Raw genomic sequence first — 25,189 nt, 5'->3', positions numbered from 1 at the left:
GCGGAAGGTCCGCGCGGGGCTGGTTGTTGGGTACGCAGGTAGTGCCCTACGTGCCTGAACCCCCGAGGAGTCCCCACCGTGTCTGTCGCCCTCTCCGCCAACCTCAAGCAGGTACTCGACGGCCAGGTCTTCATCACCGTCGCCACCGTGCAGCCCGACGGCGCCCCGCAGGCATCGCCGGTCTGGGTGAAGCGGGACGGCGACGACCTGCTCTTCTCCACCACCGCCGAGCGCGTCAAGGCCCGTAACCTGAACCGCGATCCGCGGATCAGCGTCGTCGTGATCGACCCGGCGGCCCCGTACAACTACGCCCAGGTACGCGGCACGGCCAGTGTCACCACGGAGGGCGGCCGCGAGCTGATCGACGAGCTGTCGGTGAAGTACACGGGCAAGGACTACGACACCTTCAGCGGCGGCCGGGCCGGGGACGGTACGCGGGTGGTCGTGCGCGTCACCCCGGAGAAGATCTCGGGCCAGGGAAACCTGCACTGAACGGGGCCGCCCGCGGCGTGCGGCGGCGGTCCGCCCCACGGCGGGGCGTCAGTGGGGCGGCCTGCCCTGGGGCGGGCGTGCGGGGGGTGTGAGCTGCCGGTCGGGCCGGCTTCTGTGTCGGTGGGGCGGCCTACCCTGGGGCGGGTGTGCGGGCGAGGTCCGGGAGGGACGGCCGGGGAGCCGTGCGGGGCGCGGGCCCGGGTGGGGCTTCGGGGTGCCTATACGCGGGCTGCGGCCCTCGGGGTGTCTCGGTCCTACTACCCTTGAGGGGTGACCATTCGCCTGTACGACACCAGCACCCGGCAGATCCGTGACTTCACCCCGATCGTCCCGGGTTGCGTCTCGATCTACCTGTGCGGCGCCACCGTGCAGGCCGCCCCCCACATCGGGCACATCCGGTCGGGGCTCGACTTCGACATCCTGCGCCGCTGGCTGCTCCACCGCGGCTACGACGTGACGTTCATCCGCAACGTCACCGACATCGACGACAAGATCATCTCCAAGTCCGCGGACCAGGGCCGCCCCTGGTGGGCCATCGGGTACGAGAACGAGCGCGCCTTCAACGACGGCTACGAGGCGCTCGGCTGCCTCCCGCCCACGTACGAGCCGCGCGCCACCGGGCACGTGCCCGAGATGATCGAGATGATGCGCGCCCTCATCGAGTCCGGGCACGCCTACGCCGCCCACGGCAACGTCTACTTCGACGTGCGCTCCTACCCCGACTACCTCGCGCTGTCCAACCAGGAGCTGGACAACCTCCGCCAGCCCGAGGGCGAGGGCGAGACCGGCAAGCGCGACCAGCGGGACTTCGCCATGTGGAAGGCCGCCAAGCCGGGCGAGCCGTCCTGGGAGACCCCCTGGGGCCGCGGCCGGCCCGGCTGGCACCTGGAGTGCTCGGCGATGGCCCACAAGTACCTGGGCTCGCGCTTCGACATCCACGGCGGCGGCATCGACCTCGTCTTCCCGCACCACGAGAACGAGATCGCGCAGTCGAAGACCTTCGGCGACGAGTTCGCCGACTACTGGCTGCACAACGCCTGGGTGACCATGAGCGGCGAGAAGATGAGCAAGTCGCTCGGCAACTCGGTGCTCATCTCCGAGATGGTCGAGCGCTGGCGCCCCATCGTCCTGCGCTACTACCTGGGCACCCCGCACTACCGCTCCACCATCGAGTACAGCGAGGAGGCCCTGCGCGAGGCCGAGTCCGCGTTCGCGCGCATCGAGGGCTTCGTGCAGCGTGTGGTCGAGAAGGCCGGCGGGCCCGTCGCGCCGGCCGCGGACGTGCCGCCCGCCTTCGCCGAGGCGATGGACGACGACCTCGGGGTGCCGCAGGCGCTCGCCGTCGTGCACACCACCGTCCGGCAGGGCAACGCCGCCCTGTCCGCCGACGACAAGGAAGCCGCCGTCGCCCGCCTCGCCGAGGTGCGCGCCATGCTTGGCGTGCTCGGCCTCGACCCGCTCGACCCGCAGTGGACGGGGGCCGGTGCCGCCGACCGCGGCGCGGATCTGCACGGGGCCGTCGACACGCTCGTCCGGCTGGTGCTGGAGCAGCGCGAGGCGGCGCGGGCGCGCAAGGACTACGCCGCCGCGGACGCCATCCGCGACCAGCTCCAGCAGTCGGGCCTCGCCATCGAGGACACCCCGGACGGGCCGCGCTGGACGCTCTGCTGAGACCGGCGGAGCAGGGCGTACGAGCCCCGTTGTGCCGCCCGGCGGACCGGGCGGCACACTCATGACGTAGAGAACGACGATCGCAGAAGCAGGTGGAAGCCCCATGGCCGGGAACAGTCAGCGCCGAGGCCGCAGAACGGCGAGCAAGAAGGGCGCGACCAAGGGCAGCGGCGGCAAGGGCCGCCGGTCCCTCCAGGGCAAGGGGCCGACGCCGCCCGCCGACCAGCGCCCCGGGCACGCCAAGGCGCGCGCCGCCAACGCGCGCTCGAAGCGGGCGGCCACCGCCCGCCCGGCCGCGAAGCGCCGCGGCGGGAAGGGCAGCAGCGAGCTGGTCGTCGGGCGCAATTCGGTGTACGAGGCGCTGCGCGACGGCGTGCCCGCCACGACGCTGTACGTCCAGCAGTACGTCGACAGCGACGACCGCGTGCGCGCCGCCCTCCAGCTCGCCGGCGACCGCGGCGACGTCCACCTGATGGAGGCGCCGCGCCCCGAGCTGGACCGGATGACGGACGGCCTGAACCACCAGGGCCTGGTGCTCCAGGTCCCGCCCTACGAGTACGCCCACCCCGAGGACCTCCTCGACGCCGCCGCCGAGGACGCCGAGGACCTGCTGGCCGTCGCCCTCGACGGGGTCACCGACCCGCGCAACCTCGGCGCCGTGGTCCGCTCCGTCTCCGCCTTCGGCGGTCACGGCGTCGTCATCCCGGAGCGCCGGGCGGCGGGCATGACCGCGGGCGCGTGGAAGTCCTCCGCGGGCACGGCGGCGCGCACCCCCGTGGCGCGGGCGACGAACCTGACGCGCGCGCTGGAGGCGTACCAGAAGGCCGGCGTGATGGTCGTCGGGCTCGCGGCCGACGGCGAGGTCGAGCTGCCGGAGCTGGACCTGCTGGACGGCCCGGTGTGCATCGTGATCGGCAGCGAGGGCAAGGGCCTGTCGCGGCTGGTGGGGGAGACGTGCGACGTACGGGTGCGGATCCCGATGCCCGGCGGCGCGGAGTCGCTGAACGCGGGCGTCGCGGCCGGTGTGGTGCTGTACGAGGCGGCACGCCGGAGGGCGTGAAGCCCATACGGGACGGCGCGCGGCGAATCGGAACGAGCCCCTGCGAACGGTGTGTTTGACCGGCCTCCGACACAAAAGGGTGGTGTCAGGCAGTGTCTTCATGGCGCGTCACTCGGTTAGTGGAGCGTGGACACCAGAACACCGCCCACCCCCACGGGTGGTAGCGCCCAGGAACCCGAGGACACCGGCCGGCTGACGATGGTGCGGGTGCCGAGCGAGCCCACCCGGATCAACGTCGACAACCCCAGTTTCCGGGTGCGGCTCGGGCCCTCGTCCCGCCGCACGCTCGCCGCGGCGGGCGCGCCGCTGTACGGGGGCGGCGGGTACGAACCCGCCCTCGTCGGCGCGGGCGTGGGCGCCGGGGCCGCAGGCGCGGGGCCGGTGGGCGCCGCCGTCCGGGGGCGGCGGCGGGTGCCCGTGGTGTGGACCGGGCGCGTCGACGACACCGCCGCCGGGCGGCTGCTCCAGGCCATCCCCCGGGGCGAGGCGGGCCCGCACCACGCGGGCGGCGCCGACGCGGCGTCGACGCAGCTCCTGCCCCGCTACGACGGCGGCACGCAGGTGCTCCCGCCCCTCGACGACGCCACCCACCGGCTGCCCCGCATCGACGGCTCCGGCATGCCGCCGGGCGCGGGTGGCGACGCGACGCAGGTGATCCCGCGCATCCCGGAGCCCGCCGGCCCGTACGAGCCGGGCGGCACGGGGGCGTACGGCCCGGGGGGCGGCCCGTACGACGACGGGCAGGGCGGCCACGACGGGCCGTACGACCTCTACGCCGAGCCGGGCGGGGCCGGCGCCGATCCCGACGGCGGCCCCGACGACGGCCGCCGCGCCCAGCGCCACGGCGCCGACCCCGTGCGGCACGCCTACTACCCCGGGCGCCGGATGAACCTCGGCGTCGTCCTGCTGCCCCTGCGCATCGTCCTCGGCCTCGTCTCCCTCTACGCCGGCATGGGCAAGCTCAGCGATCCGCTGTTCTTCGACGGCGGCGAGCACGGCTCGATGCGGAGCTGGCTGGAGCGGATGGACCCGTGGTTCGTCGCCGGGCCGCTCTACGACTTCGGGCTCGCGCACCCCGTCGGCACCGGGTTGACCGTGGCGTTCCTGCAGATCATCGTCGGCGTGCTGACGATCTGCGGGCTGTGGCAGCGACTCGCGGCGGCCCTCGGCGGGCTGCTCGCGCTCGGGCTGCTGGTGACGGTGGCGTGGCAGACGTCCTCCGCGTACGACGCGACGGACGCCCTGTTCCTCGCCGCCTGGTCCCCGCTCGTGATCGCCGGGGCCCCCGTGTACTCCCTCGACGCCCGCCTCGCCGGCGAGGCGTGGCGGACCCTGGGGCCGCGCTCGGAGCTGTGGGAGCTGCGCCGCCGGGTGCTGCGCCGCGGGACGGTGCTGGCCACGGTGATCGTGGGGCTCGCGCTGCTGGTCGGGTCGATGCTGGGGGCGGCGGTGCGGTCGTCGAGCACGGTACGGGTACCGGGCCCCGACGAGCCGCCGGTCAACCACCTGCCGGGCACCCCGCTGCCCGCCACGCCCGGCGGCAAGGGCCGGGGCGGCGACGCGGGTTCCGCGACCCCGTCGCGGGACGGCTCCGCGGAGCCGGGCGGCGAGGCGTCCTCCCCCGGCGCGGCGGGCGAGCCGGGTACGGGGGAGGCGGGTCCGGCGACGGAGTCGGGCAGCGTCCCCCCGGAGCAGCAGCCGGCGGCGCCCCCGGCGTCGCAGCAGGCGCCGCCCCCGTCCGCCGAGAACCCGGCGCCGCCGCCCTCCGGCACGGGGTCGGGCACGGGCTCCGGCACGGACCCGGCACCCGGCGCGGGCGCGCCGGAGGCGGGTGCCGACGGCGCGGGGAGCACGGGCGGCGGCGGCTCGCCGGGCGGCGGGTCGACGGGCGGCGGCGAGGAGAAGGAGAAGGGCCTGGTCGGCGGACTGCTGGGGTAGCCGCGGGCTCACGGGCCGGGGCCGTCCTCCGCGAAACGGAGGGGGGTCCCGGCCCGGACGCGTGGGGGCCCGGCGCGTACGGGGCAGCCCGATCAGGAAGACCGAGACCCACCACCAGTGCTCCAGCAGCACGCCGCCGACGATCGGCCCGCACACGGGCCCCCTGCGCACGGGCGGCGGCAGGCTCGTACCGTACGGGCGACTCGACCCGGCTCGTCCGCACCGGCCGGGCCCGCGCTCGTATCCGAGGGCGGGGCCCGGTCCGTGCGACGGAAATCGGCCGGTCCTACCCCCTGCGCAGCTCCTTCGCCGCCTCCGTCAGGTCCTTCGCGGTGTCGATGGCCCGCCAGTACGCCCCCTGCGGCAGCGGGAAGCCGGCCAGCCGGCGCTCCCGCGCCAGCCGCGGGAACGTCGTGCGCTCGTGGTCGCCGCGTTCCGGCAGCAGGTCGCGGAAGGCGGCGGAGAAGACGTACACGCCCGCGTTGATCAGATACGGCGACGGCGGCGCCTCGAAGAAGTCGATGACGTGCCCGAACTGGTCCGTCTCCACCGCGCCCCACGGCATGTGCGGCCGCGCCAGCGCCAGCGTGGCCTCCGCGCCCCGCTCCTGGTGGAACGCGGCCATCGCGGCCAGCGAGAACCGGGTCCAGATGTCGCCGTTCGTCGCGTACCACGGCTCGTCGGGCCGCGGCAGCGACGCCGCCGCGAACTTCAGCCCGCCGCCGCGCCCCAGCGGCTCCTTCTCGACCACGCAGCTCACCTTCAGCGGCAGCTCCGTGGCGTCCAGCCAGTCCATCAGCACCTCGGCGAGGTGCCCGCACGACACCACCGCGTCGGTGACGCCCTCGGCCGCGAGCCACGCCAGTTGGTGCCCGATGATGGGCACGCCGGTGCCGGGGATCTCCACCATCGGCTTGGGGCGGTCGTCGGTGTACGGACGAAGCCGTGACCCCTGCCCCCCGGCAAGGACCACGGCTTGAGTGGGTTGTGCTGCGGCTGCGGTCATACCCGCACCCTAACCGGCCGGTAGCAAGGGCCCGCGGGTGCGGGGCCCTCCGCTCCCGGCCGGTGGCGGACGTCCCTACTGGGCCGTGACGACCCCGGACGCGAACGCGGTGTCGCACACGGGGCGCGAGAACGACTGCGCGCGGGCGACCCCGTACTTGGCGACCGCCGCCTCGCCCAGGGCGCGGGCGATGCCGACGCAGTGCCGCGCGAGCGACGGCCGGGCGTGCACCTCGCGCTGCAACTGCGTGAGCGCGGCACCCGGGTCCTTCTCCTGCAACTCGGCGATCAGCCGGTCCCGTAGCACCTCCTGCGGGGCGCGGGCGCCGGACTTGGCCGCGGCGCTCTCCGCGGAGGCGCTGAGCATCCGGGCGTCGGTCGACGGGGACGCCCAGGGGACGGTGGCGACCGCGAGCGTACCCGACAGAACGAGTACGACGGGAAGGACGAATGCGATGGTTCTGCCGATACGGCGGGCTGCCTGTTTCACGAGGGCGATCGTAGCGAGCGGTAGTGATTTGGCGACATTGAGTCACCCTAACGAGCGCGGTTGGGCGGGAAATTCGAATTCCGTGTTGACGTGGACGTCGAACGAAGTGGCGGACTTTCCGACGTACTTGCCGTTACGCGGGTAATCCGGCGGCCGGAAACGCGAAACGGCGCCGCAGCCTTGAGAGGCTGCGGCGCCGTTGCGTCGCGCGGGAACCGCCCGGCGGTGTCGCTCGGTCGGTCAGTCGCTGAGCCGCACGCCACTGGAGGTGGAGAACACGTGCGTCTCGCCGGAGCGCGGGACGATGTGGAGCGTGGAGCCCTTGTCCGGCACGGCGCGGCCGGAGACGCGGACGACCAGGTCCTTGTCCTCGTCGCCGACCTTCGCGGAACCGTAGACGTAGGCGTCGGCGCCCAGCTCCTCGACGACGTTGACCGTGACCGGCAGACCGGCCGGGGCGCCGTCCTTCTCCTTCGACAGGCTCTTGTCCGCGGGCGTGTCGCCGTTGGCGATGTCGAAGTGCTCGGGACGGACGCCGACGGTGACGGTGCGGTCGCCCTTGTCGCCGGCGGCGGCCAGGGCCTCGCGGCTGACGGGCACGACGCTGTTGCCGAACTTCACGCCGCCGTCGGTGATCGGCACCTCGACGAGGTTCATCGCGGGGGAGCCGATGAAGCCGGCGACGAACAGGTTCTCCGGCTTGTCGTACATCTCGCGCGGCGTGGCCACCTGCTGGAGCAGGCCGTCCTTGAGCACCGCGACCCGGTCGCCCATGGTCATGGCCTCGACCTGGTCGTGCGTGACGTACACGGTGGTGACGCCGAGGCGGCGCTGCAGGCCGGCGATCTGCGTACGGGTCTGGACGCGGAGCTTGGCGTCGAGGTTCGACAGCGGCTCGTCCATGAGGAACACCTGCGGCTCGCGGACGATCGCGCGACCCATCGCGACACGCTGCCGCTGACCGCCGGAGAGGGCCTTCGGCTTCCGGCCGAGGTACTCGGTGAGGTCGAGGATCTTGGCGGCGTCCTCGACCTTCTGCCGGATCTCGGCCTTCGGCACGCCGGCGATCTTGAGCGCGAAGCCCATGTTGTCGGCGACGGTCATGTGCGGGTACAGCGCGTAGTTCTGGAACACCATGGCGATGTCCCGGTCCTTCGGGGGCAGGTGGGTGACGTCGCGGTCGCCGATGTGGATGGTGCCGGAGTTCACGTCCTCGAGACCCGCGAGCATCCGCAGGGAGGTGGACTTGCCGCAGCCGGAGGGGCCGACGAGGACGAGGAACTCGCCGTCCGCGATGTCGATCTCCAGCTCGCTGACCGCGGGCTTTTCCGAGCCCGGGTAGACCCGGGTGGCCTTGTCGAACGAAACCGTTGCCATGGTGTTTCCCTTCACCGGCAGGAACGTGCCGGACGATCCGAGTAAAGGTTGTGGTCCAGTCCACTGAGTGAACCTTGGCGCCGACCGTACCTGCCGGTCAGGCCCCTTGTCACCACCTGGAAGGTCCCGAAAACGCATCACCGCGCCACTCGGCGCCCCGGTTACACTTCACGGGCGCCTCCTTAGCTCAGCCGGTCAGAGCAACGCTCTTGTAAAGCGTAGGTCGTCGGTTCGAATCCGACAGGGGGCTCCAGAGGAGACGTGACCTGGGAATCCGGGCCCGGAGCGGACCTGAAGGCGCCGCCCGTCCGGCGTACGGCGTGCTCCCCGCCCCGGCGGGGTGGTCCACGTTTCAGACCCCACATGTGTGTGGCCTGACCATGCTTCCCGCACCGGCGGGGTTCGTTGCCGCCTGTCTGGCCCACGGCAGTCCTGACCTGCACCTCTCCGCTCGTCTGCCCGCGGCGAAATGCGGAGGCGGCGGCACCGTCTCGCGTGCGATTCTTGGACGCCGATGAGTTCCGGCGTGCCCGCCGGTCTGCCTTGGTGGAACGACCGAACCATCCAGTCCGCGGCCCCCGGCTGCGAGGTGACTGTGATCAGGAACCCCAGCGAGGAGCTGTCATGCGAGTTGCGCTAACGAAACGTTTCTCCGCAGATGAAGCGGCCGAGGGGCGGACCCCCACCGTCGTGCGGCTGCTCGTTCTGGCGACGTTCGTGGTGATCCTCAACGAGACCATCATGATCAACGCCATCCCTCGGCTGATGGAGTCCATGGACGTCACCGAGCAGGCGGCGCAGTGGGTGTCCACCGCGTTCATGCTCACCATGGCCACCGTGATCCCCGTCACGGGCTGGTTCCTCCAGCGGGTCACGACCCGCCGGGCGTACGCCGTCGCCATGAGCACCTTCCTCGTCGGCACCGTCATATCGGCCGTCGCGCCGACCTTCGCCGTGCTGCTCGCCGGCCGGATCGTGCAGGCCGCCGGGACCGCCGTGATGATGCCGCTGCTCATGACCACCCTCATGGCGGTGGTGCCCGCGGAGCACCTCGGCAAGGTGATGGGCCACGTCACCCTCGCGATGTCCACCGCCCCCGCTCTGGGCCCGACCGTGTCCGGCGTGATCCTCCAGGCCGGCTCGTGGCGGCTGCTCTTCGTCGTGGTGCTGCCGATCGCCGCGCTGGTGACCGTCTTCGGGCTGCGCAAGCTGGAGAACATCGGTGAGCCCCAGGTCAGCTCCATCGACTGGGTCAGCGTCGGCGTGGCGACCCTCGGCTTCGGCGGTCTGGTGTACGGGCTGAGCCTCATCGGCGAGCACGACCGCAGGAGCACCGGCATCGGCATCGCCGTGGCCGGCCTCGTGGCCATCGGCCTCTTCGCCTTCCGCCAGCTCCGGCTGCAGCGCACGGGCACCCCGCTGATGGACCTGCGGACGCTGCGGTACGGGGCCTTCACCAGGTCGCTGGCCGTCATGTCCGTCGGCTTCCTGGCGATGATGGGCTCGATGATCCTGCTGCCCCTCTATCTGCAGAACGCCCGCGGCCTCAGCCCGCTGGAGACCGGTCTGCTGGTCATGCCGGGCGGGCTGGCGATGGGCCTGCTGGGCCCGACGGTCGGCAAGGCGTTCGACCGCTTCGGCAGCCGCGGGCTGGTGGTGCCCGGCTCGGCCGGCATCGCGGTGGCCCTCTTCGGCTACACGCAGATCTCGATGACGACGCCGTACGGGCTCATCCTCGTGCTGCACGTGATCCTCATGATCAGCCTGGCGGCGACCTTCACCCCGGTCTTCACCCTCGGCATGGGCGCGCTGCCCCCGCACCTGTACTCGTACGGCAGCTCCATCCTCGGCACCCTGCAGCAGGTCGCGGCGGCGTTCGGGACGGCGCTGGTGGTGACGGTGATGTCGTCCCGCGCGACGAGCCTGGTGGAGGACGGCACGGCCCCGATCCCCGCCCAGGTCAGCGGCATGAAGCTGGCGTTCGGGGTGGCGGCGGCCCTGGCCGTGGTGATGATCGCCCTGGCCACCACCCTCCCCCGCCGGGTCGAGACCCCGCCCGACGACGAGACCGCGGACCCCGCCCCCGACGCGGACGCGGACCCCGCCCCCGGCGCGGACGCGGAGCCCGCTCCCGTGGTGGACGCGGAGCCTGCCCTCGTGGTGGACGCGGAGGCCGCCGGCGACAAGCGCGTCACCGCCTAGAGACGCATCCGGCGCCCGGCCGGCATCCGGTCCCGGGCGGTCACCCCCCTGGCGTCACCGGCGCCCAGGGGGGTGCGCCGTGCTCCGGCACCGGGTCGGCCTCCGGTAGCACCAGGACGGGCGCCGCCTCCCGCGCGCTCACCTGGCGTCGTCCGAGAGGGCCCCGTACAGGAAGACCTCCACCAGCTCCCGCGGGGTCAGGTCGGGCTCGTCCGCCGTGCGCGGCTGGGTGAAGAGCAACCCGAAGAAGAGGGCCGCGATCTGCTCCGGCGGCCGGCGCAGGGCGGCGCTGTCGGGCTCCAGCACCTCCGCGAGGGCCGCGCGGATACGGGTCGTCGACTCGTGCCGGCCCGCGCCGCGCACCGTACCGGGGTGCTTGCCGCCGCGGTGACCCAGCGAGCCGGCGATCGCGCCCATCCTGGACATGTGCGCCTCCAGCGCCTCCGCGGCCTCCGCGAGCCGGTCGGGCAGCGGTTGGGACAGGTCGATCGCGTCGAGCTCGCGGACCGCGTGCTCGGGGGAGAGTGCCTCGGCCATGCAGGCGTTCAGCAGCTCGTCCTTGTCGGCGAAGACCCGGAAGATCGTGCCTTCGCCGATGCCCGCGGCGCGGGCGATCTTCGCGGTGGTCACCGCGGCGCCGTACTCGGCGATGAGCGGGATGGCGGTCTGGATGATCATTTCGCGGCGGCGCTCCGGTGACATGGCGGGGGCGCGGCGGCGAGCGGTCTGGTTCTCCCTGGCTGCCGTCATGACGTCGAGCGTACGGAGTGAGTGCTCACTCCGTCAATGAGTGAGCGCTCACTCCGACCGGATTCGGGGGCGGGCCCTGGAACCCGCCGGGGGCGGCCGGGCGTCAGTCTTCTTGCGGGGCGAGGCGTAGCCGGAGATGGGGTGGTCCGGGTGGATCCGGTTTCTGTGGGGCTGCTGGTGGCGCTGGCCGGCGGGGCCGGGGGTGAGATCGGGCGGGATGCCTGGGCCGGGCTGGTGCGGCTGGTGCGGATGCCGTTCCGGCGCGACGGCGGGGGCGACGCAGGCGGCGCCTCCGCGGAGGCGGAGCTGACGCGGCTCGCCGAGGAGCCCGCGGACGAGGCGCGGGCGCAGGCGCTGAGCACCGCGCTGGCCGTACGGGCCGCGCTGGACGGGGAGTTCCGGGCCGCGCTGCGGACGTGGCACGAGGAACTGCCGCCACTGTCGGGCGACGGCGCCGACTCGGTGAGCAACATCGTCAGCGGCCAGGTCTGGAACGGCCCCGTCGTCCAGGGGCGCGACTTCCACGCCGCGGAAGGCATCCACATCGAGTCGGGCCCCCCGCCGCCCGACCGGCCTCAGCGGTAGCAGTACGAGTCCGACGAGGCGTCCCCGCCCTGGAGATGCGTCTGGTGGACGCGGCGGCCCCGGAAGTCCGCACCGTGCGGGAAGAACCGGTGGTCCACCGTCAGGCCGCCCGCCGCCGGGTCGGTGTCCAGCTTGATCAGCCACGGCTCCACGCCGTCCGGGTAGAACTGGTCGTCCCAGGAGCCGTAGAGGGAGTTCGTCAGGTACACGCGCCGCCCGTCGCGGCTCAGTTCGACCATCTGCGGCCCGCCCGTCAGCGGTGTCTCCGGTGCCGCGGGGTGCGGCGTCCCGGCGGTGATACCGCCGAGGCGGGCGGAGGCGGTGCGGCGGGGGTGGAACGGGTCGCTCACGTCGTACTGGAGCAGCTCGCCCGTGCCCCACGCCGAGACGTACAGCCAGCGGTCGTCGACCGACAGGTTGACGTCCGTCACGAGCGGCGGCACCGCTCCGAACGGCCGCAGTGCGGGCGGCAGTCCAGCCGGGTCCGCGGGCTCCGCGGGGATCGTGATGACCTTGCGTACGGTGAACTCCCCGCCGCCCTGCTCGCGGTGCCAGAGCCAGACCGACGCCGACAGGTCCGCCACGCTCACCACCACCCCGGCGAAGCCCCAGGTGGCCTCGGGGTCGTGCGCGGGGCGCAGCTCCAGCACCATCTGGTGCTCGTCGCCGAGGTCGGCGCGCTGGAGGTGCCGGCCCGTGCCCAGCTCCCAGAAGTGCAGCGCATGGCCGTACTTGCGGCCGAGCAGCAGCTCCGGGTCGATGCCCTCCTCCACCATCGAAGGCGTGCCCCACTCGCTGGTCACCGCGACGTCGTGGTTCAGGTGCCACCACACGTCGTACGCGAGCCGCTGCGGCCCCCGGTCCGTCTCCCAGGCGCGCAGCACGTCGAACGTCTCGTGATCCAGCAGCGCCACACCGCCGGGGCCGTCCTCGCCGTTCGCGCCGCCGAGGCAGGAGAGGAAGACGCCTTCGGGGCCGCAGTGCAGGGTGTGCGGGCGGGAGTAGCCGGCCTTGGCGGCGAGTTCGTCCGCTTCCACGGTCCTGACCAGCCGGGGGTGCGCCGGGTCGGGGTGGGTGTCGAAGACGTGCAGCCGGGAGGAGCGCAGGCCGGGGGCGAGGAGGTAGCGGCGCTCGGGGCCGTGGTGGCCGGCGTGGGCCAGGGCGCTGGAGCAGGCGTTCCAGCCGAAGTGGTGCAGTTCGTCGCCCAGGGTCGGCAGTTCGGTGACGCCCACGACCGTGCCGTACGCGGCGGAGGCCGGATCGGTGTCGAGGGTGAACAGGGCGTCGGGGCGGCGGGCGCCGCGGTCGAAGCCGACGACGTACGCCAGGCGTTCGGGCGGCGCGGCGGCGGCGTCGGCGGGGGTGCGGTAGAGCGTGGGGTCGGCGGGGTGGTCGCCCCGGTCCCCGCCCTCGCCGTGGTGTGCGTGATCCGGTGCGGGTACGTGTGCGTGGGCCTGTGCCGGTACGTGACCGCCGTGGTCGGTCGTCATGTGCCACTCCGCGTACTCGGGGGTACGCGCAACGTAGCCGCGGCTCCGCGCGGCCCGTAAGGGGCCGGACGGTCCGGCCACACACCCGCAACACGCCCGCAACAGGCGGCCCCCGGCCGGGCCGCACGGTCCGGCCGGGGGCGCCGCCGGTCAGCGGAAGGTCGTGATCCGGAACGTCGCCAGCATGTCGCGGTAGCGCGGCTCGCCCGCCGACGACGGGTAGAAGGACGCCTCCGCGCCCACCCAGCCGTGGAAGTTCCCGTTGTCGTCGATGATCTGCAGCATCGGCTTCACATGCGAGTTGCCCGTATAGCAGAACTCGTTCCGCTCCATGGCCAGGCACGTGCACCAGTGCCACAGCGAGTCCCGCCGGTCGTAGCTGGAGACCTTCAGCAGGTGGTACTGGATCGAGGTGACGTCAGCCGTCGTCCCGCCGCCGTAGTTCGGGCAGCCGCCGGCCTTCTGGCACGCCGCCGCGGACGACGGCTGGACGTACGTCAGGCAGTGGGTCACCGTCGTGCACATCCGGAACTGCTTGTGCTGGAAGGTCTGCCCGGTGCTCGTGCCGACCCTGTCGTTCCCCCACGAGACGATGTCCTGCTTGAGCGTCCCGGGGAACGCCAGCACCGAACTCATCGCCCTGCGGGTGGTGAACTCCGCGTTGCTGCCGTACGCGTAGCCGTGGGTGGCGAGGGTGTTGAACCGGTAGTCCAGCCTGGCCAGGGTGCGGTCGGGGGTGAGCGTGACGGCCCACTGCTCCGACCACGCCTGGCCGATCTGCCAGGTGATGTGCACGAGTTGCGCCCCGCTCGCGTCGGTGCGCGTCGTGTACGTCCCGGTGCGCGTCTCCGCGGGGGCGCCCAGGAAGCCGCCGGCCGTCAGCGTCTCGCACCGGCGGACGTGGGTCCGGGAGTCGTTCGCGCCGGTGGCGCAGGACAGGTCGGGGGTCGTGCCCGTCTTCTGGCGGGCGACGGGCGTCTTCTGGTTCCACAGGTACGTGCGGGCGGTGACCGTGCCGTTCGTGTCGAAGGCGTACGTGCCCAGCCGGGTCCAGTTCTCCCGGGAGCCGTCGCGCAGCGAGCCGAGGCTCACGACGAAGTTCTTCTTCCCGCCGGGGAGTTCGACGGCCGCGTTCGCGGGGGGCGCGATGCCGAGCAGGGCGAGTAACAGACCGAGCGACAACGCGAGGGACCAACGTCTCATGGAGCGCTCCTCCACCGGGGTTCTTGTTTCGGTCAATGCCGTAAGTAGACCGACCTTCGCGCCCGCCGTCAATGACCTACGGCCACATGGCGGCCAAGTGGCGGACGTGAACAGAGTCTTGACGCCCGTTACGGGCACGGCGTATCACTTTCGGCTAGTGCCGTAACTCAGGTCCGGAACCGGAGGTGTCCCCGCCATGCCGACGCGCCGCGCGTTTCTGGTGAGCTCGACCGCAGCCCTGTCCGCCACCGCCCTGCCCGCGGTTCCCGCACTGGCAGGGACCACCGCGGGCGCCGCGGCCCCCGGGCCCGACTCCCTCGGCATCCCCCTCAAGGACGTACTCCTGATCGGCGGCCTCGTCGCGCCGGGCCCGGACGGCCGCCCGGCCTGCTGGAACGTCTCCAACGGCGATCCCGCCCACCTCAACGCCGTCGACCCCGCCACCGGCGAGGTCTCCGTCTCCGCCGCGCTGCCCGGCGCCGACGGCGGCTGGACGGCCGCCGCCGCGCCCGACGGCACCCTGTACGCCGGCACCTGGGGCAGCGGCGGCCGGCTCTACCGCTGGCGCGGCGGCGACACCGCCGAGGACCTGGGCGTGCCCGTCCCCGGCGAGGACTTCATCTGGCGGCTCGCCGTCGACGCCGACGGCAAGGTGTGGGGCGGCGGTTCGCCCCAGGGCCACCTCTTCCGCTACGACCCGGACACCGGCGCCGTCGAGGACTTCGGCCGCCCGATCGCCGACCAGACGTACGTCAAGAGCCTCGCCTGCGCCGGCGGCAGGGTCTACAGCGGCGCGTACTCCCAGGCCCGTATCGCCGAGTTCGACCCCGCCGCCCGCACCTTCACCGAGCTGCCCAAGCCGCCGGGACTGCCGACCGCCGACAACCTCAGCGTCTACGACATCGACATCCACGACGGCCGCCTCTACGCCCGCATCGGCGGCGCCGGCCCCGGCCCGCTGTTCGTCTACGACCTCGCCGCCCGCGCCTGGACCGACGAGATCCCCGGCGCCCACGGCCTCAACGTCTCCCCGCCCGACACGGACGGCGGCATCTACCTCATCCAGCAGAGCGAACTGCGCCGCTACGACCCCGCCACCCGGCAACTCACGGGCACCGGACTCACCTTCAGCGGCAGGGTGCAGAACGCCCGCTCCATCGGCTGGGCCGAACTCGGCCTGCCCGGCTACCCGGGGCAGAGCCTCGTCGGCACCCTGTGGCGCGGCCACATGTTCCGCTACAACCCGGAGACCGGCGCGTACGCCACCCTGGAGACGCAGGTACGGCGGGACGAGCCGATCGAGATCCTGGCCCTCGGCGCCGGCGGCCGCGGCACGGTCTACGCCGGCGGGTTCCTCAACGGCGGCCTCGCCGCCGTCGACACCGGCACCGGCACGGCGGACTTCCACCGCTTCTCGCAGATCGAGTCCCTGCTGCGGGGCAGCGACGGCTCGCTGTGGATCGGCACGTACCCCGAGGCGCGCCTCTACCGCTACGAGCCGGGCGGGACCTGGAGTTCGCCGGAGTACTCCCCGGGCCCGGACGGCGCCCCCGACAACCCGGAGCGCGCGTACTCGCTCCAGGAGCACGTCCAGATGCGGGCCAAGGCCCTGGTGGAGGTGCACGGGAAGATCGTCATGGGCACCGTCCCGGACGGCGACCGGCTCGGCGGCGCGATCGCCGTGTACGACCCGGACAGCGGCGCGTTGGAGGTCACCCGGCACGTCGTCAGGGACGAGTCGGTCTTCTCGCTGGCCGCCGCGGACGGCGTCGTCTACGGCGGCTGCTCGGTCACCGGCGGCCTCGGCACCACGCCGCCGACCCGCGAGTCGGGCGCCGTGTTCGCCTGGCACGTACGCGGAAGGCGCAAGCTCTGGGAGCTGGTTCCGGTGCCGGGCGCGGCCACCGTCACCGCCGTGGCCATCGGCCCTGACCGCAAGCTCTGGGGTATCGCCGGAAGCACGGTTTTCGCCGTCAGCCCGTACTCCGGGAAGGTCGTCAGGCGCATCCCGCTGGGCGCGGGCCGGGGCGGCGGCGATCTCGCCGTGCTGGGCGGGCATCTGTACGCGAGCATCGACGGCACCCGCATCTACCGCGTCGATCCCTGGTCGCGGAAGGCTCCGGTGCTGGTCGTCGAGCATGCGCACCGGCGGCTCGTGGCCCACTCCGACCGCCGGCTCTACTTCAGCAGCGGCGCCGGGCTGTACCGCCTCGACCCGCGGGAGCACGCCACCGGCGACGGCGACGCCTGACCCCGGTCGCTCCCAACCCCCGCCCGGCGCACAGCCATTGACAGTCCCAAAGTAGATGGCTAATTTCGGTCAAGGCCGAAACTAGACGGGCTCCACTGCATCCTGAGGCCCCCCGGAGGCCCTTATGAACACCACGCTCAAGCGCGCCCGCATCTCCCTCGCCCTGCTCAGCCTCACCGCCCTCGCCGCCGCCTGCGGCGGCTCCGGCGGCGGCTCCGGCTCGGTCTCCGACGAGGTGACCGTCTGGATGTACCCGGTGATCGGCGACCCCAAGGCCAACGCCGCGTACTGGGAGGACCTGGAGAAGGCGTACGAGAAGGAGTACCCGGACGCGCAGCTCACCATCGAGCAGCAGCCCTGGGACAACCGCGACGAGAAGCTGGCCACCGCGTTCAGCGGCGGCAAGGGCCCCGACGTCGTGGTCCTGCAACCGGACCAGATACCCCAGTACCTCGCCAACGGCGCCCTCGCCCCCGTCGACGGCGCCATCAAGGACCACGCGGACAAGTTCCTCCCGGCCGCCCTGGACGCCCTCAGCGACGACGGCAAGGCGTACGGCGCCCCGATCTACCACACCATCACGACGACGCTCTACAACAAGAAGCTCCTCGACCGGGCCGGCATCGACGAACCCCCCGCCACCTGGGACGACATCGAGGCCGCCGCGCCCAAGCTGAAGGCCGAGGGCCTGGCCACGCTGGACTACTCCGCCAGCAACGAGGCCACCCTGAACCTCAACTTCTACCCGCTGCTCTGGCAGGCCGGCGGGAAGGTGTTCAGCGAGGACGGCGAGAGCGTCGCGTTCAACGACGACGAGGGCGTCGCCGCGCTCACCTTCCTCACCGGCCTCTACGAGCAGGGCGCCATCCCCAGGACGGCGATGACCAACGTCAACGTCGTCGCCGACCAGGCGCTCGGCAAGCAGCAGGCCGCCATGGGCTTCACCAACTCCGGCATCGACTTCGGCGTCGCCGAGGAGGCGTGGGGCAAGGAGAACGTCATCGTCGGCGCCCCCCTCACCGGCGAGAAGCAGGCCGCCTTCGGCGTCCCCGGCGCGCTCGGCATCAACGCCCAGGGCAACATCGCGGGCGCGGAGCAGTTCATCACGTTCATGACCCGGCCGGAGCAGATCGAGAGCCTCGGCAAGGCGACCGGCTTCCTCTCGCCGCGCACCGACGTCACCGTGCCCTCCGACAGCCCGTACACCGAGCAGCTCCAGGACGCCCTGTCCGTCGTCGTCCCCGGCGAGTCCAGCCCCATCGCCCGCCAGCTCATGGGCATCCTCGCGCCCGAGATCCAGGCGGCGATGACCGGCAAGAAGTCCCCGCAGGAGGCGCTCGACGCGGCGGCCGGGCAGGCCGACGACCTGCTGGCCAGGCAGCGGTAGCCGCCGCATGCGGAAGATTGCGCCGCTGCGCCGGCACGACGCGCGCGCGGGGCTGCTGTTCGTGGCCCCGATGCTCCTCCTGTTCACGGTGTTCCGCTTCGGCCCGGTCGTCGGCGCGGGGTTCCTGTCGCTGACCGACTACCGGCTCAACGGCGAATGGGAGTTCATCGGGGCCGAGAACTACTCCCGGCTGGCCGACGACGACCTGTTCTGGGAGAGCCTCGGCGTCACCGCCATGTACACCGCCGTCTACGTCCCGCTGACGGTCGGCGTCGCCCTCGGCACCGCGATGCTGCTGCACCGCACGGTCTGGATGCGCGGCTTCTTCCGCGGGGTGTTCTTCCTTCCGTACGTCACCAGCATCGTGCTGGCCGCCGTCGTCTGGAAGTGGATCTACGAGATCGAGGACGGCCTGCTCAACTCCGCCCTCGGCGCCCTGTCCTTCGGCACCGTCGACTTCCTCGGCAGCGACACGCTCGTGCTGCCGTCGATCGCGGCGGCCTCGGCCTGGAAGGGCTTCGGCTACTCGATGCTCATCCTGCTGGCCGGCCTGCAGTCCATACCCAGGGCCGTCACGGAGGCCGCGACCATCGACGGCGCCGGCGGCTGGCAGCGCTTCCGGCACATCACGCTGCCGATGCTGCGGCCGGTGCTGTTCTTCGTGCTCGTCATCGAGGCCATCCAGGCGTTCCAGGTCTTCGACCAGATGTACGTCATGACGGCGGGTGGCCCGGTCCGCTCCAGCTACAGCCTCGTCTACCTCCTCTACGACACCGGCTTCAAGTACTTCGACTTCGGCTACGCCAGCGCGCTGGGGCTCGTGCTCTTCGTGGTCGTACTGGTCTTCTCGCTGATCCAGCGGTGGTTGATCGGGAGGGACGACTGATGGCAGTGCTCACCCGCGACGACGCGCCCCCGGACACCGGCGGCGGCAACGGCAAGGGCAGCGGCAAGGGCAAGGGGCGGGGCAAGGGCCGTACGCCCGGGGCGCCGCGGCCCGAACGGGGCCCCGCGCGGCTCACGCTGCCGACGCTGCTGGTGCTGGTCGCGTTCGTGACCGTCACGCCGTTCGCGGTGATGGTGCTCGTCGCCTTCGCCCCGCACAGCGGCAAGACCCTGCCGGGCGCCTTCGACGTCACCAGGGCGACGCTGGCGAACTTCGACGAGGTCCTGGGCAGCTCCGACATCCTGCGCTGGGCGCTGAACTCGGCGGTCTACTCGGTCGTCTCCGTCGTGCTGATCCTGCTCTTCGCCTCCATGGCCGGCTACGCCTTCGCCAAGAAGCGCTTCCCCGGCCGGGAGATCATGTTCTGGTCGTTCCTGGCGACCCTGATGGTGCCGTTCCAGGCCACGCTCATCCCGTACTACATCCTCATCTCCGAGCTGAACGGCGTGGACACGTACTGGGGCCTGATCGTCCCGACCCTCGCCAACTCCCAGGCCGTGTTCCTGATGCGGCAGTTCATCGTGCAGTTGCCGGACGAGCTGTTCGAGGCGGCGAAGATCGACGGCGCCTCGGAGTGGCGGATCTACACGATGATCGTCATCCCGCTGATCCGGCCGATCATGGCGACGCTCGGCGTGTTCGTCTTCCTGTGGCACTGGAACGACTTCCTGTGGCCGCTGGTCATCGCGCAGTCCGGGGACATGCACACGCTGACCGTGGGCCTGGCCACGCTCGACGGCGAGAACGTGACGATCAACCAGGTGATGGCGGGCGCGACGATCACCGTCGTGCCGTGCCTGCTCGTCTTCGGGCTGCTCCAGCGGTATCTGACGGACAGCATCGCGACGACGGGGCTGAAGTCGTGAGGGTCGTCGACGTCAACCGGATCCTCGGGCCCGTACCGCACGACGACGTGCCGGGCCGCGACGCCGACGGGCTGCGCGGCGAACTGGACCGGCTGCGCATCGACGAGGCGTGGGTGGTGCACTCGCACGCGGTCTACGGCGACCCGCTGACCGTGCCGCCGGTCGAGGAGGACCGGCTGCTGGCGGTGCCGGTGGTGATCCCCGGGCCGCTCGGCACGGGGGAGCCGCCGCCGGTGCCGGTGGTACGGCTCTACCCGGCCGCGCACCGCTTCTCCCTGGGCGACGACGGCAGCGACCACGACCACGACCACGGCGACGGCGACGGCGACGGCGACGGCGACCACGACGGCGCACGGCTGCTCCGGCAGCTCGGCGAGCGGCGCACCGTGACCCTGGTCGACTGGGAGCAGCTCGACGCCGCCGGCCGGCGCCGCCTCTCCCGCCGCCCGGGCCTGCCGCCGCTCGTCCTGACCGGCACCGGCTACCGCAGCCTGCGCGAGCTGGCCGGCCTGCTGGCCCGCTGCGCGCACCTGTACGTCGACACCTCCACGCTCTGCGGCCACCGGCAGGTGGAGTGGGTCGCCGAGCGCTTCGGCGCGCACCGGGTGCTGTTCGGCACCGGCTCGCCGCTCACCGACGACGCCGGGCCGCGGTTCCAGCTCGACCACCTCGACCTGCCGGCGGCGGACGTCGCGCGGATCGCGGCGGGCAACGCGGACCGGCTGGTGCGGGAGGCGGGCGGAGCGCACGTAGCGGGGGAACGCGGATCGCGTACAGGCGGCCAGGAGGCGGGCGGATGAAGGTCATCGACGCGCACGCGCACCTCGGCCGCTGGTTCAACTTCGCGATCCCCGACGGCTCCGCCGAGAGCCTGCTCGCCGTCATGGACCGCTGCGGCGTCGCCCAGGCGTGCGTCTCCCATCTGCTGGCCGTCGGCCCCGACGCCCGCGCCGGCAACGCGCTCCTCGTCGCCGACCTGGCCCGGCACCCCGGCCGCCTCCTCGGCTACGCCGTCTACCAGCCGCACGACCCGGAAGCCGGCACCCGGCTGCGCGACCTGCTCGACGTCCCCGGCATGGCCGGCGTCAAGCTCCACCCCGACGTGCACGAAGTCGAGCTGGACGCGCCCGCGTACGCCGAGGCGTTCGAGATCGCGGCGGAGCGCGGCGTGCCCGTCCTCTCCCACGGCCAGTACGGCTCGCCCTGGTCCGACCCCGCCCGCTTCGCCGCGGTCGGGCCGCGCTACCCGGCGCTGCCCGTCCTCATGGGCCACGCGGGACTGTGGCCCGAGGGCTTCGCCGCGGCCGCACGCGCCGCCGCCGCGGCCCCGAACCTCGTGCTGGAGACGTGCGGTTCGCGGATGACCGCGCGGCACCTCGTCCGGCTGGTACGGGAAGTGGGCGCCGGGCGCGTCGCGTTCGGCTCGGACGCCGTCTTCCTCGACCTGCGGGTCGGGCTCGGCCGCGTACGGCTTGCGGAGCTCTCCGAGGCGGACCGCGCGCAGATTCTCTACGGAACGATGAAAGGGCTCTTGTGACGTCGTCGCCTGTACGCACCGCACCCTGGCCCGAGTGGCCGCCGCCCGCGACCGACGAGCAGCGCAAGGCGCTGCTGGCCGTGCTCGACAGCGGCAGGTGGGGCGCGACCAACGGCCCCGAGGTGGAGGAGTTCGCCGCCGCGTTCGCGGAGATGACGGGCGCGCCGTACGCGGTGTGCACCGTCAACAACACCGTCGGGCTCTTCCTGGCCCTGCGCGCCCTGGGCGTCGGGCCGGGCGACGAAGTGATCGTCCCGGCGTACACGTTCGTCGCCAGCGCCTCGGCGGTGGTCCTGGCGGGCGCCGTGCCGGTGTTCGCCGACGTCGACCCCGGCACGCTGCTGGTCGACCCCGGGTCGGTCGCCGCCCTCGTCGGGCCGCGGACCAGGGCCGTCATGACCGTCCACGTCTCCGGGGCGATCGCCGACGCCGGCACGCCCGGGGTGCCCGTGGTCGAGGACGCCGCGCAGGCGCACGGCGCGGTCCGCGGCGGGCGGGCGGCGGGCACGCTGGGCGACGCGGGCTGCTTCAGCTTCCAGGCGAGCAAGGCCATGACGGCGGGCGAGGGCGGCGTCATCGTCACCGGCGACCGCGCGACGTACGAGCGGCTGTGGTCCCTGCACAACGTCGGGCGGAAGCTGGACGGCGGCTGGTACGAACACCCCGCGCTGGGCTGGAACCTGCGGATGACCGGGTTCCAGGCGGCCGTACTCCGGCCCCAGCTCGCCCGGCTGCCCGCCCAGATCGACCGGCGGACCCGCTCCGCCGCGGTGCTCGCGGAGGCGCTGGCGGACGTCGAGGGCCTGTCGGTACGCCCCGCGCCCCCGGACACCGAGCGGCACACCTGGCACCTGGCGCTGCTGCGGTACGACGCGGCGGCGTTCGGGGGCCGGACGAAGGACGAGTTCATCGCCGCGATGGCGGCGGAGGGCATCCCGCTCGACACCGGTTATCAGGCGCTGTCGGTGGAGCCGTCCCTCGCGGACTACGCCCGGCCGTGCCCGGTGGCGGAGGCGGAGGCGGAGGCGACGGTGTGGGTGCGGCAGCACCTGCTGATGGCGGACGACGAGGCGATGGGGGACATCGCGCGGGCGGCGCGGAAGGTGCGGGACGCGTTCACGCGCGCGGCGCGCTGAGCGGGCTGAGCGGCGAGCAGGCGCGCGGCCGTGAGGCGCGATGCAGGGGCCCTCCAACGGGGAGTGATTTACGGCCCTGGCCGTAAATGGCGAGGAGGGAGGAGGTGACGGCGATACGCCGAGCGGCGCGGAGGTGGCGGAGCCGGCGTCTCGACCCCACCCCGCCGCGTTGGTGGATTAGCCCTCCAGTCGCCGGAGTACGTCGCCGAACCGCTCGATGGCCCTGAGGGCGTCGGCCTGCGGCATGCCGGGCGGCTGGACGCGCAGGATGACGCCGTCCGCGCCCATGGCGGCGTACCGGCCGAGGCGGTCCACGCACTGCCCGGGGGAGCCGACGACGCTGCGCGCGGCGATGTCGTCCCAGTCCTGCGCGTACCGGGCCGCGTCCATCGACGTGCGCTTCCAGGAGCCGTACGCGTCGTACAGCCCGCGCAGCGGGTCCTCCAGTGCCTTGCGGGCCTGGAGCGAGGTCGGTGCGCAGTGGCCCTCGCGGCAGACGAGGACGTCGGCGCCGAGGGTGCCGGGGCCGCGCTCGCACGCGAGGTACTCGGCGATCTTCGCGGGGAGTTCGGCGTCGGTCTCGTTGAAGGAGGTCGTCCAGCCGTCGCACATCCGCGCCGTGCGCGCGAGCGCGGCCGGCACCCGGCCGCCGTTCCAGAGGCGCGGGCGGGGGCGCTGGGCGGGGCGGGGGGAGAGGAAGGCGTCGGTGACGGAGGTGAAGCGTCCCTCGTACGTCACCGATTCCTCGGTCCACAGCCGGGTGACCAACTCCACGCACTCCTCGAAGCGCGCGACCTTCTCGCGCGGCGGGATGCCGTAGAGCGCGAACTCCTCGGGGCGGTAGCCGAGGACGAGGCCGGCGGTGACCCGGCCGCCGGAGAGGACGTCGAGGTGGGCGAGGGTCTCGGCGAGCCACACCGGCTGGTAGACGGGGGCGATGAGGCCGGCGGTGGCGAGGCCGATGCGCTCGGTGTGCGCGGCGAGCCAGGTCAGGGAGGTCAGCGCTTCGTGGTAGCCGGGGCGGTGCAGGTGGCGCTCGCCGAGGACCACCCAGTCGAAGCCCGCCTGCTCGGCGAGCCGGGCCTGCTCGACGGCGTCCGCGAGGGCGGGGCGGTCGTCCTTGCCGTTGAAGAGGTTGACGTAGAGGCCGAGTCGTATGGCCGGACTCCTATCCCTTTACGGTCTGGGCCGTAAAGGTTAGCGTGTGGTCCGTGGTTGCCAAAGGGGTTCCGGAACAAGTGGTGGACTTGGCCGACGAGTTGCGTGAGCGACTGCGCGGGACGGTGCTCCCGGCGGTGCTGACGCCGATGGACGAGCGGGGGGTGGTCGACCTCGGCGTGCTCCGTGACTATGCGGCGAAGCTCGACGCCGCACCGGTCGGCGGGTTCGCCGTCTGGGCCCACACGGGCCGGGGCCTGTACCTGTCGGAGGCCGACCGCGTGGCGGTGCTGCGCACGTGGCGGGAGGCGACGGACAAGCCGCTGGTCGCGGGCGCGGGGGTCCCCCGGGATGTGGCGCGGGGCGCGACGCTGGAGGAGGCGGAGGCGGCGGTCGAGGCGATGGCGGTGACGGCGGCGGGACTGGGCGCGGACGCGGTGATGGTGTACCCGCTGAGCGCCCTGGCCGGGCGGGCCGGGCGGGAGGGGCGGGCCGGTGAGGCCGATGGTCACGCGCGGGCGGTACGGCTGCACGAGCGGGTGGCGGAGGCGAGCGGGCTGCCGGTGCTGGGGTTCTTCCTGCACGGCGAGGCCGGCGGGTACGAGTACCCGCCGGCGCTGATCCGCGACCTGCTGGCGTTGCCGGGGGCGCTGGGGGTCAAACTGGCCACGCTGGACCGGGCGATGGCCTGCCAGGACGCGATCCGCGCGGCGCAGACCACGGACCGCCTGGTCGTCACGGGCGAGGACCGGATGTTCGGCCCGAGCCTGATGTGGGGCGCGGACACGGCACTCGTCGGCATCGCGGCGGCCCGGGCGGAGTTGACGACGGCGGTGCTCGACGCGTGGCGCAGGGGGGACGCGGCGGAGTTCGTGCGGGCGTCGGGCCGGCTGGACCGCTTCGCGGAGGCGGCGTTCTACGCCCCGATCGAGGGGTACGTGCAGCGGATGCACTGGGCGGCGGTGTGGGAGGGGCTGGTGCCGGAGGCGTGGGGGCACGACCCGTATGGGGTGGGGGATGGGTTTGCGGTTGGGGTTGCGGCGGGGGAGCGGGGGCGGGTTGTGGGGTGTTTGGAGGAGTTGGGGAGGGAGGGGTGAGTGGGATGCGGCCAAGGCGATCGCGTGAGCGGTAAGCGGTAAGCGGTAAGCGGTAAGCCACAAGCCCGTAGGGCCGCGTCGGCTCGCGTCCCCGCTCGCGTGCCCAAGTTGTACGCGGCTGGATCTCCCTTCGCGCCTGCCCGTTGCCCCGGGGCCCGATCCCGCTCTCGGCCCGCCCGTTCGCCCGCGGAGCCCGTCCCCCCCTTACGCACGCCCAAGATATGTGCCGGGTCTGCTGGGTTCCCTCCCGTATGTCCCCTCACGCCCGCCCAAGGGTAGGCGGCTGGTCTGACAGCGCGATGGCAGTGGGGCGTTGAGCTGGTACGTCGTGTCTGTGCGGAGCCGGGTGCGGGGGTACGGCGTCGGGGTGGCGGTGCTGCGTTGGGGTGCCGGTGTACGGGGTGGCGGCGAAGGGAGTGGCTGTGTCGTCAGGGCTCCCCCGGGCCGCCCCGCTTTGAGTGTGCGGGCCTGCGTCCGGTGTCAAGGGCGCTCCTCTCCGCTTCGCTGCGTGGAGCGTCGCTTCGCGATGGGGCTTCGCCCCACCCTTG

The 25,189-nt window shown here is 73.0% G+C and carries 21 protein-coding genes and 1 tRNA gene; 15 read left to right on the top strand and 7 right to left on the bottom strand.

What is annotated here, in order from left to right:
* The first annotated feature begins 78 nt into the window (after nt 1-78).
* From ACFYVJ_RS33775 to ACFYVJ_RS33760, 4 genes are all read left to right on the top strand, one after another.
* On the top strand, nt 79-492 hold the full coding sequence (locus ACFYVJ_RS33775; protein WP_388900003.1) for a PPOX class F420-dependent oxidoreductase: 414 nt from the start codon (nt 79-81) through the stop codon (nt 490-492).
* Between the two features lie 270 nt (nt 493-762).
* Nucleotides 763-2,163 carry a cysteine--tRNA ligase gene (gene cysS / locus ACFYVJ_RS33770; protein ID WP_388900000.1) on the top strand — a complete coding sequence of 467 codons (1,401 nt, stop codon included), beginning with the start codon at nt 763-765 and terminating at the stop codon, nt 2,161-2,163.
* A 103-nt stretch (nt 2,164-2,266) separates the two neighbouring features.
* A complete protein-coding gene (gene rlmB, locus ACFYVJ_RS33765; RefSeq protein WP_388899998.1) occupies nt 2,267-3,223 on the top strand; it encodes a 23S rRNA (guanosine(2251)-2'-O)-methyltransferase RlmB in 957 nt (318 codons plus the stop codon).
* Nucleotides 3,224-3,421: 198 nt separating this feature from the next.
* Nucleotides 3,422-5,161 carry a DoxX family protein gene (locus tag ACFYVJ_RS33760; protein ID WP_388900033.1) on the top strand — a complete coding sequence of 580 codons (1,740 nt, stop codon included), beginning with the start codon at nt 3,422-3,424 and terminating at the stop codon, nt 5,159-5,161.
* A 286-nt stretch (nt 5,162-5,447) separates the two neighbouring features.
* On the opposite strand, the gene ACFYVJ_RS33755 is transcribed toward ACFYVJ_RS33760, so the two are convergent.
* From ACFYVJ_RS33755 to ACFYVJ_RS33745, 3 genes are all read right to left on the bottom strand, one after another.
* Nucleotides 5,448-6,167 carry an NDP-sugar synthase gene (locus ACFYVJ_RS33755; RefSeq protein WP_388899995.1) on the bottom strand — a complete coding sequence of 240 codons (720 nt, stop codon included), beginning with the start codon at nt 6,165-6,167 and terminating at the stop codon, nt 5,448-5,450.
* Nucleotides 6,168-6,242: 75 nt separating this feature from the next.
* Nucleotides 6,243-6,656 (bottom strand): hypothetical protein, encoded by a 414-nt coding sequence (locus ACFYVJ_RS33750; RefSeq protein WP_388899993.1) that lies wholly within the window; start codon nt 6,654-6,656, stop codon nt 6,243-6,245.
* 240 nt (nt 6,657-6,896) lie between these two features.
* Nucleotides 6,897-8,033, bottom strand: coding sequence for an ABC transporter ATP-binding protein (locus ACFYVJ_RS33745; RefSeq protein WP_388899990.1), 1,137 nt, complete (start codon nt 8,031-8,033; stop codon nt 6,897-6,899).
* 176 nt (nt 8,034-8,209) lie between these two features.
* On the opposite strand from ACFYVJ_RS33745, the gene ACFYVJ_RS33740 reads away from it, so the two are divergent.
* Nucleotides 8,210-8,286: transfer RNA gene (locus tag ACFYVJ_RS33740), tRNA-Thr, on the top strand.
* 371 nt (nt 8,287-8,657) lie between these two features.
* Nucleotides 8,658-10,235, top strand: a complete 1,578-nt coding sequence (locus tag ACFYVJ_RS33735) for an MDR family MFS transporter (RefSeq protein ID WP_388899987.1) — start codon at nt 8,658-8,660, stop codon at nt 10,233-10,235.
* Nucleotides 10,236-10,373: 138 nt separating this feature from the next.
* Here ACFYVJ_RS33735 and ACFYVJ_RS33730 read toward each other — a convergent pair whose 3' ends face one another.
* Nucleotides 10,374-10,985, bottom strand: a complete 612-nt coding sequence (locus ACFYVJ_RS33730) for a TetR/AcrR family transcriptional regulator (protein ID WP_388899984.1) — start codon at nt 10,983-10,985, stop codon at nt 10,374-10,376.
* A gap of 150 nt (nt 10,986-11,135) precedes the next feature.
* Between ACFYVJ_RS33730 and ACFYVJ_RS33725 the strand changes: the two genes are divergently transcribed.
* Complete coding sequence (locus tag ACFYVJ_RS33725; RefSeq protein ID WP_388899981.1) at nt 11,136-11,570, top strand: hypothetical protein; 435 nt, start codon at nt 11,136-11,138, stop codon at nt 11,568-11,570.
* On the opposite strand, the gene ACFYVJ_RS33720 is transcribed toward ACFYVJ_RS33725, so the two are convergent.
* Both ACFYVJ_RS33720 and ACFYVJ_RS33715 read right to left on the bottom strand, forming a co-directional pair.
* Complete coding sequence (locus tag ACFYVJ_RS33720) at nt 11,561-13,060, bottom strand: selenium-binding protein SBP56-related protein (RefSeq protein ID WP_388899978.1); 1,500 nt, start codon at nt 13,058-13,060, stop codon at nt 11,561-11,563. The two genes, ACFYVJ_RS33725 and ACFYVJ_RS33720, sit on opposite strands and share 10 nt — an antisense overlap.
* Before the next feature lie 150 nt (nt 13,061-13,210).
* Complete coding sequence (locus ACFYVJ_RS33715; RefSeq protein ID WP_388899975.1) at nt 13,211-14,263, bottom strand: hypothetical protein; 1,053 nt, start codon at nt 14,261-14,263, stop codon at nt 13,211-13,213.
* A 196-nt stretch (nt 14,264-14,459) separates the two neighbouring features.
* On the opposite strand from ACFYVJ_RS33715, the gene ACFYVJ_RS33710 reads away from it, so the two are divergent.
* From ACFYVJ_RS33710 to ACFYVJ_RS33680, 7 genes are all read left to right on the top strand, one after another.
* Nucleotides 14,460-16,514 (top strand): hypothetical protein, encoded by a 2,055-nt coding sequence (locus ACFYVJ_RS33710; protein ID WP_388899973.1) that lies wholly within the window; start codon nt 14,460-14,462, stop codon nt 16,512-16,514.
* 124 nt (nt 16,515-16,638) lie between these two features.
* Nucleotides 16,639-17,901 (top strand): extracellular solute-binding protein, encoded by a 1,263-nt coding sequence (locus ACFYVJ_RS33705; RefSeq protein WP_388899970.1) that lies wholly within the window; start codon nt 16,639-16,641, stop codon nt 17,899-17,901.
* A 7-nt stretch (nt 17,902-17,908) separates the two neighbouring features.
* The gene (locus tag ACFYVJ_RS33700) at nt 17,909-18,787 is read left to right on the top strand and encodes a carbohydrate ABC transporter permease (RefSeq protein WP_388899967.1); all 879 of its coding nucleotides are present in this window, start codon (nt 17,909-17,911) and stop codon (nt 18,785-18,787) included.
* Complete coding sequence (locus tag ACFYVJ_RS33695) at nt 18,787-19,713, top strand: carbohydrate ABC transporter permease (RefSeq protein WP_388899964.1); 927 nt, start codon at nt 18,787-18,789, stop codon at nt 19,711-19,713. The genes ACFYVJ_RS33700 and ACFYVJ_RS33695 overlap by 1 nt, the downstream gene beginning before the upstream one ends.
* Nucleotides 19,710-20,513 (top strand): amidohydrolase family protein, encoded by an 804-nt coding sequence (locus tag ACFYVJ_RS33690; protein ID WP_388899961.1) that lies wholly within the window; start codon nt 19,710-19,712, stop codon nt 20,511-20,513. Before ACFYVJ_RS33695 ends, ACFYVJ_RS33690 begins: the two co-directional genes overlap by 4 nt.
* Entirely contained in the window at nt 20,510-21,250 is a 741-nt protein-coding gene (locus ACFYVJ_RS33685; RefSeq protein WP_388899958.1) for an amidohydrolase family protein, read from the top strand. The genes ACFYVJ_RS33690 and ACFYVJ_RS33685 overlap by 4 nt, the downstream gene beginning before the upstream one ends.
* Entirely contained in the window at nt 21,247-22,386 is a 1,140-nt protein-coding gene (locus tag ACFYVJ_RS33680) for a DegT/DnrJ/EryC1/StrS family aminotransferase (RefSeq protein WP_388899956.1), read from the top strand. Before ACFYVJ_RS33685 ends, ACFYVJ_RS33680 begins: the two co-directional genes overlap by 4 nt.
* Nucleotides 22,387-22,563: 177 nt before the next feature.
* Here the strand turns inward: ACFYVJ_RS33680 and ACFYVJ_RS33675 are convergent, their stop codons facing one another.
* Nucleotides 22,564-23,544: an LLM class flavin-dependent oxidoreductase gene (locus tag ACFYVJ_RS33675; protein ID WP_388900031.1), complete on the bottom strand. Its 981-nt coding sequence runs from the start codon at nt 23,542-23,544 to the stop codon at nt 22,564-22,566.
* An 80-nt stretch (nt 23,545-23,624) separates the two neighbouring features.
* Between ACFYVJ_RS33675 and ACFYVJ_RS33670 the strand changes: the two genes are divergently transcribed.
* A complete protein-coding gene (locus ACFYVJ_RS33670) occupies nt 23,625-24,641 on the top strand; it encodes a dihydrodipicolinate synthase family protein (RefSeq protein ID WP_388899953.1) in 1,017 nt (338 codons plus the stop codon).
* Nucleotides 24,642-25,189: the final 548 nt, after the last annotated feature.

Source organism: Streptomyces sp. NPDC004134 (genome assembly GCF_042874195.1).
Classification (GTDB): domain Bacteria; phylum Actinomycetota; class Actinomycetes; order Streptomycetales; family Streptomycetaceae; genus Streptomyces.
The sequence above is the reverse complement of the archived record's forward strand: the minus strand, read 5'-3'. Positions and strand labels throughout refer to the sequence as shown.